A 14022-nucleotide genomic window follows, 5' to 3' on the forward strand; every position below is an offset into this window, starting at 1 on the left:
ATATCCGTATTTTTATATGAGGTCACCTAATTGATAATTTTTTGATTATTCACTTTTTGGTCAATATCAGCTAAATGTTGGATTTGCAACAAGCTGATAAAATTGATGGTTTGTTTAGTTAATCAATCATTTTATACTAAGTTTCACAACAGTTGTTGTAAATTTAAAAGAATTAGAGGTAATTATTATGACTAAGGTGTTATTCATTACAGCAAATCCAAATGATGAAAATCGTTCGGCTAGTATGGCAGCAGGAAAAGCATTTATTGAAACATATAAAGATACAAACCCAACGGATGAAATCGTGACCGTGGATTTATTTAAGGAAGAAATTCCAAATTTGGACGCAGATGTTTTCAGTGGTTGGGGAAAACTTCGTGCAGGACAGCCAATGGACGCTCTTTCAACTGAGGAATTAGCGAAAGTTAGTCGCTTAAACGAAATTCTCGATCAATTTGTTTCAGCAGATAAAATGATATTCGTAACGCCGTTATGGAATTACTTATTCCCAGCAGTTCTGAAAGCATACATTGATGCCGTAGCTGTACCTGGTAAAACGTTTAAATATACAGAAAAAGGTTCTGAAGGCTTACTTCAAGGTAAGAAAGTGCTTCACATTCAAGCCCGTGGTGATTTTTATTCAGAAGGTCATCCTTTAGCACATTTAGAGCTTGGCAATCGCTATTTAAAACAATTGATGGCGATCATGGGTATTACTGAATTTGAAGGTTTATTTATTGAAGGACATGATGCAATGCGAAATAAAGCGGAGGAAATTAAAGCAGCAGGCATCGAGCGTGCGAAGCAATTAGCCCAAACCTTCTAATCGTTTATAATCTTTATATTGCAATTCGTGGTCCATTTGAATGGACCACGAATTGCTTATTTTTTTTTTGAAAATTTTTCTGTTATAATCGGGTCATTCATTTAATCCAACAAATGTTAGAAATTATAGTGTTTTGAGAAGGTGGGTACGCATGAAAAAACAAGATCCACGAATCCAACGGACAAGGCAAAGTATCATGAATGGTTTTATGAGACTGATTAAACAAAAGGAATTTAGTGATATTACCATTGCTGATATTACACAAGAAGCAGAGATTAACCGTTCAACGTTTTACTATCATTTTATGGATAAATACGATTTAATCGATGAGATTCAAAGAGAAGTTCTTACGAAAGAAATTTTTAAAGAAGTAGCATTACAAGAAGTCATCGATGAACAAACGATTATTATGTCGCTACAGGCTATTATGAGTTCTCAAATAGATTTATCCCTACAATGTCAACATGCTCTTGAAGAATTTAAATCGAAAATGGACCATGAAATTAAACAACGATTGACGGAAACTTTACAAGCTTTATTAGATAAAGAGTATGGTGTGAAGGAAGAACATTATTTACTTGCTACATTTTGGAGTTGGGGCATTTATGGTGTTGCAATGGCATGTGTAGAGGGGAAAGAAACTTTGCATACGGCGGTAAACCGTTTGACAACTATGATTTTAGGCTAGTGTGAAGGTCACCCATATAGAACGGGTTAAGAAAAGACAGAGGCAATCAAAAGATTCTTCAAGCCATCATTCACCGGATTTTCTCTTATGATGTTTTCTGATACAAAAAGAACTGTCCATGTCATGATGGGCAGTTCTTTTTGCATCATTCATAATTCCTTTCAATTACGAAATGGGAACGGTCTCCCCTGAAGTAGGTTTTGGAGTATTCGATGACGCTCTGGTCTACCTCGTACGTATGGGTTTCAAGCGAGAAACAGGGAGATCCATTGGGAATTTCCAGTTTTTCTGCAATGGACTCGTCGGCGAGGGCCAGTTCCAGATGTTCGATGGTCTTCAGGACTTTGAGATTAAACTGGTTTTTAAGCAGTCGGAAAAGGGATGTTTCACAGGCCTTCATATCAAGACCGGGTGTTTTATGCCACGGTAGGTAGGCGACTTCGTATTGAAGGGGGACGGAATCTACATAACGCACCCGAACGAGTTTATTGATTGGATCACCAATATCAAGGTCGAATCGTTTGGCAAGGGATGCGTTTGCTTCAATGACCGTTAAACCCAAGACCTTGGTGGAGGGGTTTTTGCCCTGCATCATCACCTGATCGGAAAAGTTTTCAACCGTGCTGGTAAGTGTTTGGCGTACTTTATTTTCTGAAACGAAGGTTCCCTTACCTTGAATCCGGTACACATACCCTTCCACGGTAAGTTGTTGGAGGGCTGTTCGGACGGTCGTCCTGCTCACTTCGAATGATTTACAGAATTCTGCTTCGGTCGGTAATTTAGTGTTTGGCTGATAATCCCCATTCTTTATCATTTGAACGATGGATTCCTTTACGGCAGAATGAAGGGCTGTCACTTTATTCGTGGTTTTCAACATGCTTCCTCCTAGACATTTTTCGCTACTTCTAGAGTATATCTTGTTACAACAAGAATCAACTATAAAGTTATTTGTAGTAACAAATTTAAAATTTGTATTGAAATTAGATATAAATGACTATACAATGGAATATATAGGTAATGACCAATGTTCCACTCAAAAAGGAGGAGATACATTCGTAAAAGGTGAAATAAGAAAAGGAAGCACCTATTTACATCAAAAATACAGAATATTTAGAAATGAAAAGGGGAGAAATCTATGAATATCTTATTATGTTGTTCTGCGGGAATGTCTACGAGTTTACTAGTGACGAAAATGGAGAAAAGTGCGAAGGAACAAGGCATAGATTGCCACATATGGGCAGTGTCTTCTACTGAGGTGGACAGAGAGATGGATAAGGCAGATGTCGTTTTACTAGGGCCACAGGTTAGGTTCCTGCTTTCTAAGATGAAGCAAGCAGGCACAGCAAAAGGCATTCCAGTCGATACAATCAATCCGATGTTCTATGGTTTGTGCAACGGGGAAGAAGTGCTCAAACAAGCTGTTACTTTGATAAAAGGAGAATAAGGATATGATGACTTTCATTGATAAGTACATTATGCCGGCTGCAGTCAAGTTGGGGAATAACCGACATCTGTTGGCCATTCGTGACACGTTGATTGGAATGATAGCGATTACAATTATCGGATCGTTCGCGGTTTTATTGAATAATCTAGGGCAAATCATCAAGCCATACGGAAGAATGATGGAAGCCATTTTCGGTCCTACCTGGACGACGCTTGGCAATGACATTTCATTCGGTACCTTTGCATTCATGACCATTTTTGCCGTTTTCGGTATATCTTATAAACTTGCTAAATCTTATGGAGACGATGGATTCGAGGCGATGCTCATTTCGGCGGCCTGTTTCTTCTTATTGCTTCCACAGATGGGATTGGTCTCGCTGACGGTTGATAACAAAGTCATATCAGGCGAGGCAGCTGGCTTCATCAGTACCAATTACTATAATGCAACCGCTCTCTTTACGGGAATTGCCGTTTCCCTTATTGCGACGGAGATTTTTGTAAGGCTTTCCAAACTCAAATTCTTGGTGATCAACATGCCGGAGGGTGTACCTCCTGCAGTAGGGCGCTCGTTTGCCAAATTGATCCCAGGTATGGCAACCATTTTCATCATCGGGGTGTTCGGCTTGCTTTTCCGTATCGCGACGAATGGCCAGATCGTGAATGACTGGTTAAGTAAAGTGATCGTATCTCCGATGCAAGGGGCCGTGGATTCACTTCCATTTGCCATCCTTCTTGTCTTTTTCGTCCATATTTTATGGATGGTGGGATTGCACGGACCGAACATCCTTGGTGGAATCACGACACCGCTTTTTGAAAGTTCAGGCGTAAAGAATATTGATCTGTATGCAAAAGGTATTACAGATATGGACCAATACGGCGTCTTGGCCGGCTCATTTCTTGATGCTTTTGTTTATCTAGGTGGATCAGGCGGAACGATGGGCTTGATCATTGCGATGATCATAGCCGGTAGAAGGCGGTATAAACAGATGATTGGGCTTGGTGGGGCCCCGGGACTTTTCCAAATCAACGAACCGATTCTTTTCGGGCTTCCCATCGTATTGAATCCAATCTGGTTGGTTCCATTTGTTTTAGGACCTATCATTACTACAGTCATTTCGTACTTAGCGGTGAGCAGCGGTCTGGTATTCCCGATTGTAGCCAAAATCCCATGGGTGACCCCGCCGATTGTCGGAGGATTTTTGGCAACAGGTGGCCATGTTTCGGGGGCTGTCCTGGCAGGAATCAATCTCGTCATTTCAACCGTAATCTACTTGCCATTCGTGTATGCCCAAGTGAAAATCGATTCGAAAAATAAAACGGAGCTTACTAAGGATTCGGAATCAGAATCAGTAAGTCTTTAAGAAAGAAGTGGGAACATGGAAAAAGAAGAATTATATCAGTTATCCTTCCAACTTGTTTTACACAGTGGAAATGCAAGGAGCTTTGCGATGGAAGCCTTGCAAGAAGCCAAGAAAAAAGATTTCGAAGCAGCCAGGCAGAAGATAGCGGAGGCGGAGACGGAATTATTGCAGGCGCATAAATTTCAGACCCAGTTGATTCATGCGGAAGCGGGTGGCGAGAAATTAGACATCCCGATTATCCTGATACACGCACAGGATCATTTGATGACGGCGATGACTTTGAAGGATTTGGCGGTTGAAATGATTGATATGAGAGAAGAGTTTCTTGGAGCCAACAAGATCAAGGAGGGGACAGCGGAATGAGTAAGGGGTTGAAAATCGTTACGATAGGTGGAGGTTCAAGTTATACGCCGGAACTGATTGAAGGATTCATTAAATATTACAAGGAGCTTCCTGTGAGAGAAATCTGGCTCGTTGATATAGAAGCTGGCAAGGAAAAGCTTGAAATCGTCGGCGGGCTGGCAAGACGGATGGTGGAAAAAGCGGGAGTGCCGATTGATATTCACTTAACGCTTGACCGAAAAAAAGCTCTAGAGGGTGCCGACTATGTCACGACCCAATTACGGGTCGGGCAGCTGGCTGCCAGGGCACTTGATGAGAAAATTCCGCTGAAGCATGGGGTCATCGGTCAGGAAACGAATGGACCAGGCGGGTTGTTCAAAGCATTTCGGACGATTCCTGTCATTCTTGACATCGCCCGGGAGATGGAAGAGATTTGCCCGAATGCCTGGTTGATCAATTTCACAAACCCTGCCGGCATGGTCACGGAAGCGGTTCTGCGTCATAGCAACATCACTAAAATCGTCGGTCTATGCAATGTGCCGATCGGGATGGAACGTGGTGTCGCCGAGTTGATGAAGGTGGAACCGGACCGGGTGCGAATTGATTTCGCCGGATTGAACCATATGGTATACGGGTTGGATGTATTCGTGGATGGAAAGAGCGTGAAAGAGGAAATTATCGATATGATTTCAGACCCGGATAAAGCGGTGACGATGAAGAATATCCATGCGATGGGATGGGAGCCAGAATTCCTTCGTGCATTGAATTTATTTCCTTGCCCATATCACAATTATTACTACAAAACGGGAGATATCCTGGCTCAAGAGCTGAAGGATGCAGAAAATGGGGAAACAAGGGCTGAGGTCGTACAAAAGCTGGAAACGGAACTATTTGAACTATATAAAGACGTCGATCTAGACATCAAGCCACCACAGCTTGAAGAACGGGGCGGCGCTTACTACAGTGACGCCGCGGTGCGGTTGATCCATTCCATGTATACGGATAAACGTGATATACAGGCGGTCAATACGATGAATTATGGTGCGATTGAAGGAATCCCGTACGATTCAGCCGTTGAAGTGAGCTGTGTGATTACGAAGGATGGTCCAAAACCGATCACGGTAGGTGAATTACCGGTAGCCGTTCGCGGACTCGTCCAGCAAATTAAGTCCTTTGAAAGGGTGGCTATCGAGGCTGCCGTAACAGGCAACTATGATACGGCCCTGCTTGCGATGACCATCAACCCACTAGTTCCAAGTGACCGGGTGGGGAAATTGATTCTGGATGAAATGCTCTTGGCGCATAAGGAATTTTTGCCGCAGTTCTTCGAGAATAAGGAATTACAAGGAAGTTTTCATGATTGAAGTGCTGGTCAATGCTGATGATTTCGGGTTTTCGCGGGCTGTGAATTACGGCATATTGAATAGCCACAAAAATGGAATAGTCAATTCGGCGACCATGATGATGAATGCAAAAGCGACCGATCATGCCATCAGAATTGCAAAAGATCATCGCACGCTTAAGGTGGGCATCCATCTTGTCCTGACATGGGGACGGCCGCTGCTACATGATGTGCCTAGCCTTGTAGACAGAGAGGGAAACTTCAAAAAGCAAGATGAGGTATATGGGAACCCGGGTAGTATTTCCTTGGAAGAGTTGGAGAGGGAATGGTCTGCCCAGATTGATAAATTCATCGATTTGGGGATGATGCCGACCCATTTTGACAGTCATCATCATGTCCATGCGATCCCGGCCTTTTGGCCGGTCGTGAAAAAGCTTTCCGCCCATTATGGGCTACCAGTCCGAAAAGCGGGACCCCATTTTCAGGACATTGAAACAGTGACCGATACATTCCTTGACGATTTTTATGGGGAAAAGGCGGCCGTCGATTACTTTCAAACCCTTAACGAGCGGATTAGTGAGGGCAAAAGCGTGGAGGTCATGACCCACCCAGCCTACCTGGATGATGATTTGCTCCAGCATTCCTCCTACAATCAAGAAAGGCTCAAGGAAACGGCCATCTTGATGAAAGCCACATTGCCGGAAGGATTCATTCTCCGGTAATGATCGGTTCAGGAAGGCCCATGAAGACAAAAAAAGCAATCGGATCTCAGTTTTCACTGAGGTCCGATTGCTTTTTTTTATACTTCTTTAACCACTACGGGTTTAACTTCGGCAACTACCAGCTTCTTGAATGCGAGGCTGACAACCATCATCACGATAAAGTTCACAGCCAAGGCGATGATTCCGACATTCAGATCCTTTGCCGCTTGAGGCAAGGATGGGAACAGGGTGCCGATTGTCGATTGGCTGATGGTGATGTAGGTAACGATGGCCAATCCACAGATGATACCCGCTATTGCCCCATATTTATTGATAAAGTTCTTCTTTTTCAGGCTGAATAACAGGGACGGGAATAGTTGTGTAATGAAGCTATATCCCATCAAGATCAAAGCAGACATCGTTTCTCCGCCGTTTAAGGTGAAGTAAACGGATATGAGTGCAATCACGGGAACGAGTAACTTGGCCAAACGTACCACATGCCGGTCTGATGCTCCAGGATGGAGTTCCTTATAGACATTTTTCGCAAGGAGCGTAGAGACGCTCATCAACAGCATCGATCCTGGTACTAATGCCGTCAACATGCCAGCTGCACCGATGACTCCTATAAACCATGGATCAAAGGTCTGTATCGCAAGGCGCAATAAGGAAAGGTCCGCATCGGCGCCTTCCAGTCCCGGCACTTTCAAAATCGCTGCAAATCCTACAAAAAAGACAAATAGTAACATGAGCGTATACAGTGGACTGATGATGGCATTTTTACGAAATGTTTTTCCGCTCCGGGCCGTATAGACGGCACTGAATACTTGGGGCCACATGTAAAAACCAAATACGAGCAAGATGACGGTCGAGATGAACCACGAAACGCTAAGACCTTGTTCGGGCAGCGTCAGGAAACCTGGTTTGGCGGCATTTATGGTTTCGAACATCGGTTGAAGACCACCAAAGTAATGAATTGGAAGATAAATGCCCAGGAATGCGATGATGACGATCATCATGATGTCCTTGATGACGGCTGTCCAGGCTGATCCGTGAATGCCTGAAATCATGACATAAATGGTCAGGCTGATAGCTCCAAGCCACACAGCGGTGGACATGGAAATGGCGCCATATGATGCTTCGGAAACAATGATCCCTAAGCCTTTGAGCTGTACGACGACGACCGGAATCATCGATACCACGCCGACAAGGGCAGCAAGAATCCCTAGAGTTGGGCTCTTGTATTTGCTTACGAAGAAATCGGATTGTGACATAAGCCGATTTTCTTTTGCGTATTTCCAAATGGCCGGAAGTAGCCAATAGGATAAAACATAAGACAAGGTAATATAAATGAGGACGTATAAAGCGGGCGCACCCTTTCCATAAGCCCAGCCGCTTCCTCCAAGGAAGGAGAAGGTTGTGTAAATTTCCCCTGCCATCAATAGAAAGACGAATATGGCGCCAAAACCGCGGCCGCCCACCGTCCATTGTTCCAGGTTCATGTCTTTTCCTTTTGTCGAACGGATCCCAAGAAAAATCGATAAAAGTAAAAATGCTAAAATAATGATAAGAGCAATATTCATTCTTCTTCACCTTCCCGGTTCCTAGGATCCAACTTATACATGACGGCTAGAGTGACGGAAGTGAGCACGACCCACATCGCCATCCAAAACATATAAAAAGGCATCCCCAATACATAAGGTTCTACTTTATTAACAAAAGGAAGAAACCCTAATATGCCGATAAAAGGAACGAGTGTAAGAATATATAATACTTTCATGAAGCAACCCCTCCATTCTAAATATGTTTCACAGATTATGATGTTTTTCTAAAAAAATGTTTCCGTAATACCTAGTACCTTACACTAATTCGATAAAAAAATTAATAGTGTGGCAGAAAAAAATATTCGTCACGCTTCATTTTACTCTCTCATTTAATCACAGGAAAATGGGATAGGAAGGTAGACTTCCGTATCCCAAAATTCCTCGTTCATTTTTTTCGATAGTTATATATGACAACTAAAAGAATGAACCAAAGCGGTGTCAGCAATAATGACGGCCTGGTCGCCTCAGCAAACAGCATGACGATCAAGATGAAGACAAACAGCCCTAAGATTACATAGTTGATGAAAGGTGTTAAGGGAGCCCTGAAAGTGGACGTAGCCCTTAAGTCCGGCCGTTTTTTCGTATACCGGATATGGGAAATCAAGATGATGCTCCAGACCCATAGGAAGCAGATCGCACTAATCGTTGTCACGATGGTGAAAGCTTGCTCCGGTATGATTTTACTTAATAATGCCCCAATGGAGACGACGATGGTGGACGTAACCAATGCATTGCTCGGAACAGCACGTTTATTTAATTTCTTAAGTTTAGCAGGTGCTTCGTTATTGTTGCTCAAGGTATAAAGCATGCGGCTTGTTGAAAACAATCCACTATTCCCGGCAGAAGCGGCAGATGTCAACACGACGAAATTGATAATCCCTGCAGCAACCGGAATCCCGATCAAGGCGAAGACCTCCACGAATGGGCTGCTTGCGGCATCGAGCTGTGTCCATGGATTGACGCAAAGGATGACGGTGATGGCACCGATATAGAAAAGTAATATCCGGACAGGGATCTTATTGATCGCTGACGGGATATTTTTTTTCGGATTGGCGGTTTCGGCCGCTGTCACCCCAATGATTTCGACACCAACAAAGGAGAAGACGACTAGCTGTAGGGAAAGCAAAAAGCCGGATGCGCCGTTCGGGAACATGCCCCCATGACTCCAAAGGTTGTTGAGGGAAACGGTTCCTGTATCGGTTTGGAAACCAATGATGAGTAAGACAATTCCCACAACGATCAAGGCGACGATCGTGATGACTTTAATGAGGGAGAACCAGAACTCCAATTCTCCGAATAGCTTCACGGTCAACAAATTCAATCCTAGTAGAATCACCAAGCAGGCAAGTGCAGGGATCCATTGCGGAATGTCGAACCAATATTGCATATAGACCCCGACAGCGATGATATCGGCCATGGCCGTCATGATCCAACAGAACCAGTAGGTCCAGCCAGTCACGAAACCAGCCCACGGTCCGATGTATTCCGTGGCGAATTCGGTGAATGAGGAATATCCCGCGTTGGACAACAACAATTCCCCTAAAGCCCTCATGACGAAAAACAAGGCAATCCCGATAATCAGATACGAAAAGATAATGGAGGGTCCCGCCAACTGTATGGCTTTTCCGGATCCCAAAAATAACCCGGTCCCGATGGTTCCTCCTATGGCGATGAGTTGTACATGTCGATTTTTCAAATCCCTTTTCAATTCTTGTTTAGCCAATTTGTGCGCCCCCGTTGTTATAATTCTTGAATGTGAAGTACATGGTCCGTTGATTCCAATCGATCACCAGGGCAATGAATCTGTCCAGTTTAGTAGCGATTTCACTTCGTTTTTTTAGTGATGATTGAAAAAAGACAATAAAAAAAGAGATTGGAAGCTACCAATCTCGAAAGGTTAAAGAATAACAAATATTCGTTACTCTTCTGTCCTTTTGCCTGAGATTGTGAATCCTTCGGCGCTGCACGTGTGTACAGTCTCTCCAGAAGCTGCTCCTGCTATAGTGTGATCCATAGCATTCATCGCTTGCTTAGTATGTGGTTGTCAATAAATGATCGCTGTGAAAGATGAAATTCTTTTTGGCAACTCATTTATTCTTTTAAAATAATAATGGAATTCTATCACTATTTTGATTTTGGGTCAAAGGGATATATTGTAAATGTGGTGGGGGTGAATCTATATGACCAGTTTGATGCCCAAAAACGATGCGAACCCCGAATCAGTTTGATAAGAACATTTTTTCATAGTCCCTTTTAAGAATGGCCATGATGATCTCGTCCGAATATTTTCCGTTGAAATATAAAGACTCTCGTAAAATCCCCTCTTTGATAAAGCCAACTTTTTCATAGGCTCTAATTCCACGTAAATTATGGCTGAATACTTCCAGTTGCAGACGATTTAAAGATAATTCTTCAAAAACAAATGCTAAAACAAGTCGGATAGCTTCTGTACCATACCCTTTGCCCGTTAATTCAATGGCATTCATCGAAATTCTAAATCCTGCCTTTTTGTCCTCTTCGTCCATATCAGAGATGGATAATTCCCCGATCATCCGATCGCTTTCGTTTAAGCAAATGGCTAGATCATGGCGTGATGGATCTTCACGTACATTCTTTATATGACATTGAAGCTGCTCTAAAGTGAATATAGATTTTGTTCCTGTCATATACCGTATCTCCTCATCCTTTGTATTTTCTAAAAGGATAGGTGCATCCGATTCTTTTAAATAGCGGAGATAGATTCTTTCTCCTATTAATTTCATTGTCTTTCCTCCTCTCATTAACGTCGATACTTACTTTCAATAGTACATAGGATTTCTTCACACGTATAGGGAGAGAACCATTACCAATCATGTCCTCCTATCCATTGCTTCTAGACGGCCAAAAGTGTTTTTCCTAAAAGTACATTTGTATTTCTACGGAATATTTATTATTATAAGATAAGGAAATGCTTTTGTGGGTAGAGTTCTTTAGGAAGCATTGTAAATCTATTAAATTACTTATCTTAAATAAGGATTAGAGAATCGTCATTTTATGCTTGTACATCTGGGGGAGTTATCATGTCAAATAAAGAATTAACTAGAGGGCTAGAGGCACGTCATATTCAGATGATTGCCTTGGGCGGTACGATCGGTGTTGGGTTATTTATGGGATCTGCCAGCACAATTAAGTGGACCGGCCCCTCTGTCATGCTGGCGTATGCCATCGCGGGACTTTTTATCTTTTTTATCATGCGTTCGATGGGGGAAATGCTGTACCTGGAGCCTACTACGGGCTCATTCGCAACGTTTGCGAGTGATTATATCCATCCATTGGCAGGATTTGTAACTGCTTGGAGCAACTGGTTCCTATGGGTGTTGGTCGGCATGTCTGAAATCATTGCCGTAGGATTATATATGAACTTTTGGTTCCCTGAACTGCCGGCTTGGATTCCGGGAGTGGTGGCCATGGTCATCCTTGGCGCCGCTAACCTCATTTCCGTCAAATCCTTCGGTGAATTCGAATTCTGGTTTGCACTGATCAAGATCGTTACCATCATCTTGATGATCATTGCCGGTCTAGGTCTTATCTTTTTCGGGATAGGGAATGGTGGGGAGGCAATCGGCCTTTCCAATCTATGGGCTAATGGCGGTTTCTTTACAGGGGGATGGAAAGGTTTCTTCTTTGCCCTTTCCCTTGTTGTGGCATCTTATCAAGGCGTTGAACTTATCGGGATCACTGCAGGTGAAGCAAAGGATCCGAAGAGGACCATTACTAAAGCAATCCAAACGATCATTTGGCGTATATTAATCTTCTATATCGGCGCGATTTTTGTCATCGTCACGGTATTTCCTTGGAATCAATTAGATGAACTTGGAAGCCCGTTTGTATCGACCTTTGCCAAAATAGGCATTACCGCAGCCGCGGGCATCATCAACTTTGTCGTGATCACGGCGGCGATGTCAGGATGCAATAGTGGGATTTTCAGTGCAGGGCGCATGCTTTATACCCTTGCGCTGAACGGGCAAGCGCCAAAGATCTTTGCAAAAATATCGAAAAGCGGAGTGCCGGCCTATTGTACAATCGCTGTCATGTTGGGCTTGGCCATTGGTGTTGTCCTGAACTACCTGGCTCCACCGGAAATATTCCTGTATGTGTACAGTGCCAGTGTACTGCCGGGGATGATTCCATGGTTCGTGATTCTTATTAGTGAGCTTAGGTTCAGGAAGGTACGAGCTGAGGAAATGAAAAACCATCCATTCAAAATGCCTTTTGCACCGTATACCAACTATGCAACGATTGCATTCTTACTATTAGTATTGGTCGGCATGTGGTTTAACCCGAGTACGCGACTTTCCTTGATTGTGGGCATCGTTTTCCTAGCAATCGTTGTAGCCTGTTACTACCTACTGAAAATGGATAAGCGGGTACCGTTAGACGTGAAGGCGAAAGAGGATGTATCTGCGTAATATAGAGTGTCGGAAAAAGTTATGCTTCGTGCATAGCTTTTTTTGTTTGACCGATATAGTGAGGGGATTGACCGATAAAAGTGGCCATTTGACCGATAAACCTTCCAACTTGACCGATAAAATGAGAAATTGACTGATATATGTAATTTATTGTAATGTTGGGCGCTTGAATATAAGATGAAGAGAAGAAATATACATAAAAGAAGGTGATTCGATTGAGAAAAGTGGAGAGGATTTTTAGCATTAACTCTCTGGTTAAGGAATTATGGGAAAGCCAGCCGGATATGAGATTCCTTCAATTGTTGGATTGGATAGAATCGGAATACTCGAAACAGAATGGGGGCTTTGGGCAAGGAAATTTGTTCAAACGGGATTCATATCAAGCCGAGGAGCCTTTTTCTTATATCGATTTATTTTATCTTGAGGACGAGCTGTTAGAGAAGTTTTTATTGCAGTTGGTAAAGGATACTCAAACTAGGCTTAGGCTTGAGAAGGTTCAGGCTGAAAAAGGGAGTAAACATTGGATTCAGCAATTCGTAAATAACAGGCAAGGGGAATTGAACCATCTTATTTTGATGAGTTCGCCTTCCTTGCTGACTTTCCTTGCCAAAGAGCGGACCATCCAGTGGAAGTCCCCATTGCGGGAAACGGGTTACCAAGAATACAGAAATGAATTTTTGGAGCTTGAAAGTGTGAGAAGGGGCAGACGAATCGAGCTGGAGAAATATTGGCCAAGGATGGGTCCGCAATGGGATGGATATGCCACGGTGGCAGGGAAAGATGGTCAAAAAGGGTTTTTGCTAGTAGAAGCGAAGGCCCATTTGAAAGAAATGGCTTCATCGATACGGGCAAGGGATCTGGACAGTAGATTCCTGATAGAGAGTACCATGAAGGAAACAATGGAGGCGATGGGTTCCCGGGCCCCTATGGAAGTCTGGCTGAACCGTTATTATCAGTTGGCGAATCGTTTGGCTTTTTTATATATATTGAATGAGAAAATGGGGATTCCAACGTGGCTGGTCCTTGTGAATTTTCTTGAAGATGACACCCATATACCTACCGGTTCTGTGGAATGGGTAGAACATTACCAAGAAGTTTTTAGCGAAATGGACATTACATCCGAATCGAACCCATTATTTGATAAGATCGTCACGGTCTATCCAAGTTGTAATTGATGTGTGGGAAAACTTAGGGAGAGCATAATCATCGGCTCTCCCTTTGTTAATTGGTACTTATTGACAATGGTAAAAATATGAATTATACTTTTAAT

Annotated in this window: 15 protein-coding genes and 1 riboswitch; of the genes, 9 read left to right on the top strand and 6 right to left on the bottom strand. The window is 43.1% G+C overall.

Annotated features, from left to right (window positions below; translation table 11 throughout):
- The first annotated feature begins 187 nt into the window (after positions 1–187).
- Together ACQKIC_RS05330 and ACQKIC_RS05335 are read left to right on the top strand one after the other, a co-directional pair.
- The gene (locus tag ACQKIC_RS05330; RefSeq protein WP_427591543.1) at positions 188–826 is read left to right on the top strand and encodes an FMN-dependent NADH-azoreductase; all 639 of its coding nucleotides are present in this window, start codon (positions 188–190) and stop codon (positions 824–826) included.
- 151 nt (positions 827–977) lie between these two features.
- The gene (locus tag ACQKIC_RS05335) at positions 978–1514 is read left to right on the top strand and encodes a TetR/AcrR family transcriptional regulator (protein WP_402959028.1); all 537 of its coding nucleotides are present in this window, start codon (positions 978–980) and stop codon (positions 1512–1514) included.
- A 26-nt stretch (positions 1515–1540) separates the two neighbouring features.
- Here ACQKIC_RS05335 and ACQKIC_RS05340 read toward each other — a convergent pair whose 3' ends face one another.
- Together ACQKIC_RS05340 and ACQKIC_RS05345 are read right to left on the bottom strand one after the other, a co-directional pair.
- Positions 1541–1663, bottom strand: coding sequence for a hypothetical protein (locus ACQKIC_RS05340; RefSeq protein ID WP_427668549.1), 123 nt, complete (start codon positions 1661–1663; stop codon positions 1541–1543).
- Positions 1660–2388 (bottom strand): GntR family transcriptional regulator, encoded by a 729-nt coding sequence (locus tag ACQKIC_RS05345; RefSeq protein ID WP_402988981.1) that lies wholly within the window; start codon positions 2386–2388, stop codon positions 1660–1662. Before ACQKIC_RS05345 ends, ACQKIC_RS05340 begins: the two co-directional genes overlap by 4 nt.
- A 261-nt stretch (positions 2389–2649) precedes the next feature.
- Here ACQKIC_RS05345 and ACQKIC_RS05350 point away from each other — a divergent pair, with 261 nt between their 5' ends.
- Genes ACQKIC_RS05350 through chbG form a run of 5 tightly spaced genes read left to right on the top strand, consistent with a single transcriptional unit; the run spans position 2650 to position 6724 of the window.
- The gene (locus tag ACQKIC_RS05350) at positions 2650–2958 is read left to right on the top strand and encodes a PTS sugar transporter subunit IIB (protein WP_402988978.1); all 309 of its coding nucleotides are present in this window, start codon (positions 2650–2652) and stop codon (positions 2956–2958) included.
- Between the two features lie 4 nt (positions 2959–2962).
- Positions 2963–4318: a PTS sugar transporter subunit IIC gene (locus ACQKIC_RS05355; protein WP_427591541.1), complete on the top strand. Its 1356-nt coding sequence runs from the start codon at positions 2963–2965 to the stop codon at positions 4316–4318.
- A 15-nt stretch (positions 4319–4333) separates the two neighbouring features.
- A complete protein-coding gene (locus ACQKIC_RS05360; RefSeq protein WP_427591539.1) occupies positions 4334–4681 on the top strand; it encodes a PTS lactose/cellobiose transporter subunit IIA in 348 nt (115 codons plus the stop codon).
- The gene (locus ACQKIC_RS05365) at positions 4678–6024 is read left to right on the top strand and encodes a 6-phospho-beta-glucosidase (RefSeq protein WP_427591537.1); all 1347 of its coding nucleotides are present in this window, start codon (positions 4678–4680) and stop codon (positions 6022–6024) included. Before ACQKIC_RS05360 ends, ACQKIC_RS05365 begins: the two co-directional genes overlap by 4 nt.
- Positions 6017–6724 carry a chitin disaccharide deacetylase gene (gene chbG / locus ACQKIC_RS05370; RefSeq protein WP_402871614.1) on the top strand — a complete coding sequence of 236 codons (708 nt, stop codon included), beginning with the start codon at positions 6017–6019 and terminating at the stop codon, positions 6722–6724. The genes ACQKIC_RS05365 and chbG overlap by 8 nt, the downstream gene beginning before the upstream one ends.
- A 77-nt stretch (positions 6725–6801) precedes the next feature.
- Here the strand turns inward: chbG and ACQKIC_RS05375 are convergent, their stop codons facing one another.
- The 4 genes from ACQKIC_RS05375 to ACQKIC_RS05390 form a co-directional block, all read right to left on the bottom strand.
- Positions 6802–8283 (bottom strand): sodium:solute symporter family protein, encoded by a 1482-nt coding sequence (locus ACQKIC_RS05375; protein ID WP_403079904.1) that lies wholly within the window; start codon positions 8281–8283, stop codon positions 6802–6804.
- Positions 8280–8480: a DUF3311 domain-containing protein gene (locus ACQKIC_RS05380; RefSeq protein WP_402871609.1), complete on the bottom strand. Its 201-nt coding sequence runs from the start codon at positions 8478–8480 to the stop codon at positions 8280–8282. The genes ACQKIC_RS05375 and ACQKIC_RS05380 overlap by 4 nt, the downstream gene beginning before the upstream one ends.
- Positions 8481–8689: 209 nt before the next feature.
- Complete coding sequence (locus ACQKIC_RS05385; protein WP_403079902.1) at positions 8690–10027, bottom strand: amino acid permease; 1338 nt, start codon at positions 10025–10027, stop codon at positions 8690–8692.
- A gap of 193 nt (positions 10028–10220) precedes the next feature.
- Positions 10221–10300: riboswitch (glycine riboswitch) on the bottom strand.
- 223 nt (positions 10301–10523) lie between these two features.
- A complete protein-coding gene (locus ACQKIC_RS05390) occupies positions 10524–11066 on the bottom strand; it encodes a GNAT family N-acetyltransferase (protein ID WP_427591535.1) in 543 nt (180 codons plus the stop codon).
- Positions 11067–11363: 297 nt separating this feature from the next.
- Between ACQKIC_RS05390 and ACQKIC_RS05395 the strand changes: the two genes are divergently transcribed.
- Complete coding sequence (locus ACQKIC_RS05395) at positions 11364–12752, top strand: amino acid permease (RefSeq protein WP_427591534.1); 1389 nt, start codon at positions 11364–11366, stop codon at positions 12750–12752.
- Positions 12753–12958: 206 nt separating this feature from the next.
- Entirely contained in the window at positions 12959–13927 is a 969-nt protein-coding gene (locus ACQKIC_RS05400) for a hypothetical protein (RefSeq protein WP_427668551.1), read from the top strand.
- Positions 13928–14022: the final 95 nt, after the last annotated feature.

This window comes from Peribacillus sp. NPDC046944, from assembly GCF_050272735.1.
Taxonomy (GTDB): Bacteria; Bacillota; Bacilli; order Bacillales; family DSM-1321; genus Peribacillus.

Bases quoted from the DNA above. Each gene is read 5' to 3' on its own strand.
- ACQKIC_RS05335 (WP_402959028.1), top strand. From the start codon at position 978: ATGAAAAAACAAGATCCACGAATCCAACGGACAAGGCAAAGTATCATG.
- ACQKIC_RS05375 (WP_403079904.1), bottom strand. From the start codon at position 8,283: ATGAATATTGCTCTTATCATTATTTTAGCATTTTTACTTTTATCGATT.
- ACQKIC_RS05360 (WP_427591539.1), top strand. From the start codon at position 4,334: ATGGAAAAAGAAGAATTATATCAGTTATCCTTCCAACTTGTTTTACAC.
- chbG (WP_402871614.1), top strand. From the start codon at position 6,017: ATGATTGAAGTGCTGGTCAATGCTGATGATTTCGGGTTTTCGCGGGCT.
- ACQKIC_RS05380 (WP_402871609.1), bottom strand. From the start codon at position 8,480: ATGAAAGTATTATATATTCTTACACTCGTTCCTTTTATCGGCATATTA.
- ACQKIC_RS05350 (WP_402988978.1), top strand. From the start codon at position 2,650: ATGAATATCTTATTATGTTGTTCTGCGGGAATGTCTACGAGTTTACTA.
- ACQKIC_RS05355 (WP_427591541.1), top strand. From the start codon at position 2,963: ATGATGACTTTCATTGATAAGTACATTATGCCGGCTGCAGTCAAGTTG.
- ACQKIC_RS05390 (WP_427591535.1), bottom strand. From the start codon at position 11,066: ATGAAATTAATAGGAGAAAGAATCTATCTCCGCTATTTAAAAGAATCG.
- ACQKIC_RS05395 (WP_427591534.1), top strand. From the start codon at position 11,364: ATGTCAAATAAAGAATTAACTAGAGGGCTAGAGGCACGTCATATTCAG.
- ACQKIC_RS05330 (WP_427591543.1), top strand. From the start codon at position 188: ATGACTAAGGTGTTATTCATTACAGCAAATCCAAATGATGAAAATCGT.
- ACQKIC_RS05340 (WP_427668549.1), bottom strand. From the start codon at position 1,663: ATGATGCAAAAAGAACTGCCCATCATGACATGGACAGTTCTTTTTGTA.
- ACQKIC_RS05365 (WP_427591537.1), top strand. From the start codon at position 4,678: ATGAGTAAGGGGTTGAAAATCGTTACGATAGGTGGAGGTTCAAGTTAT.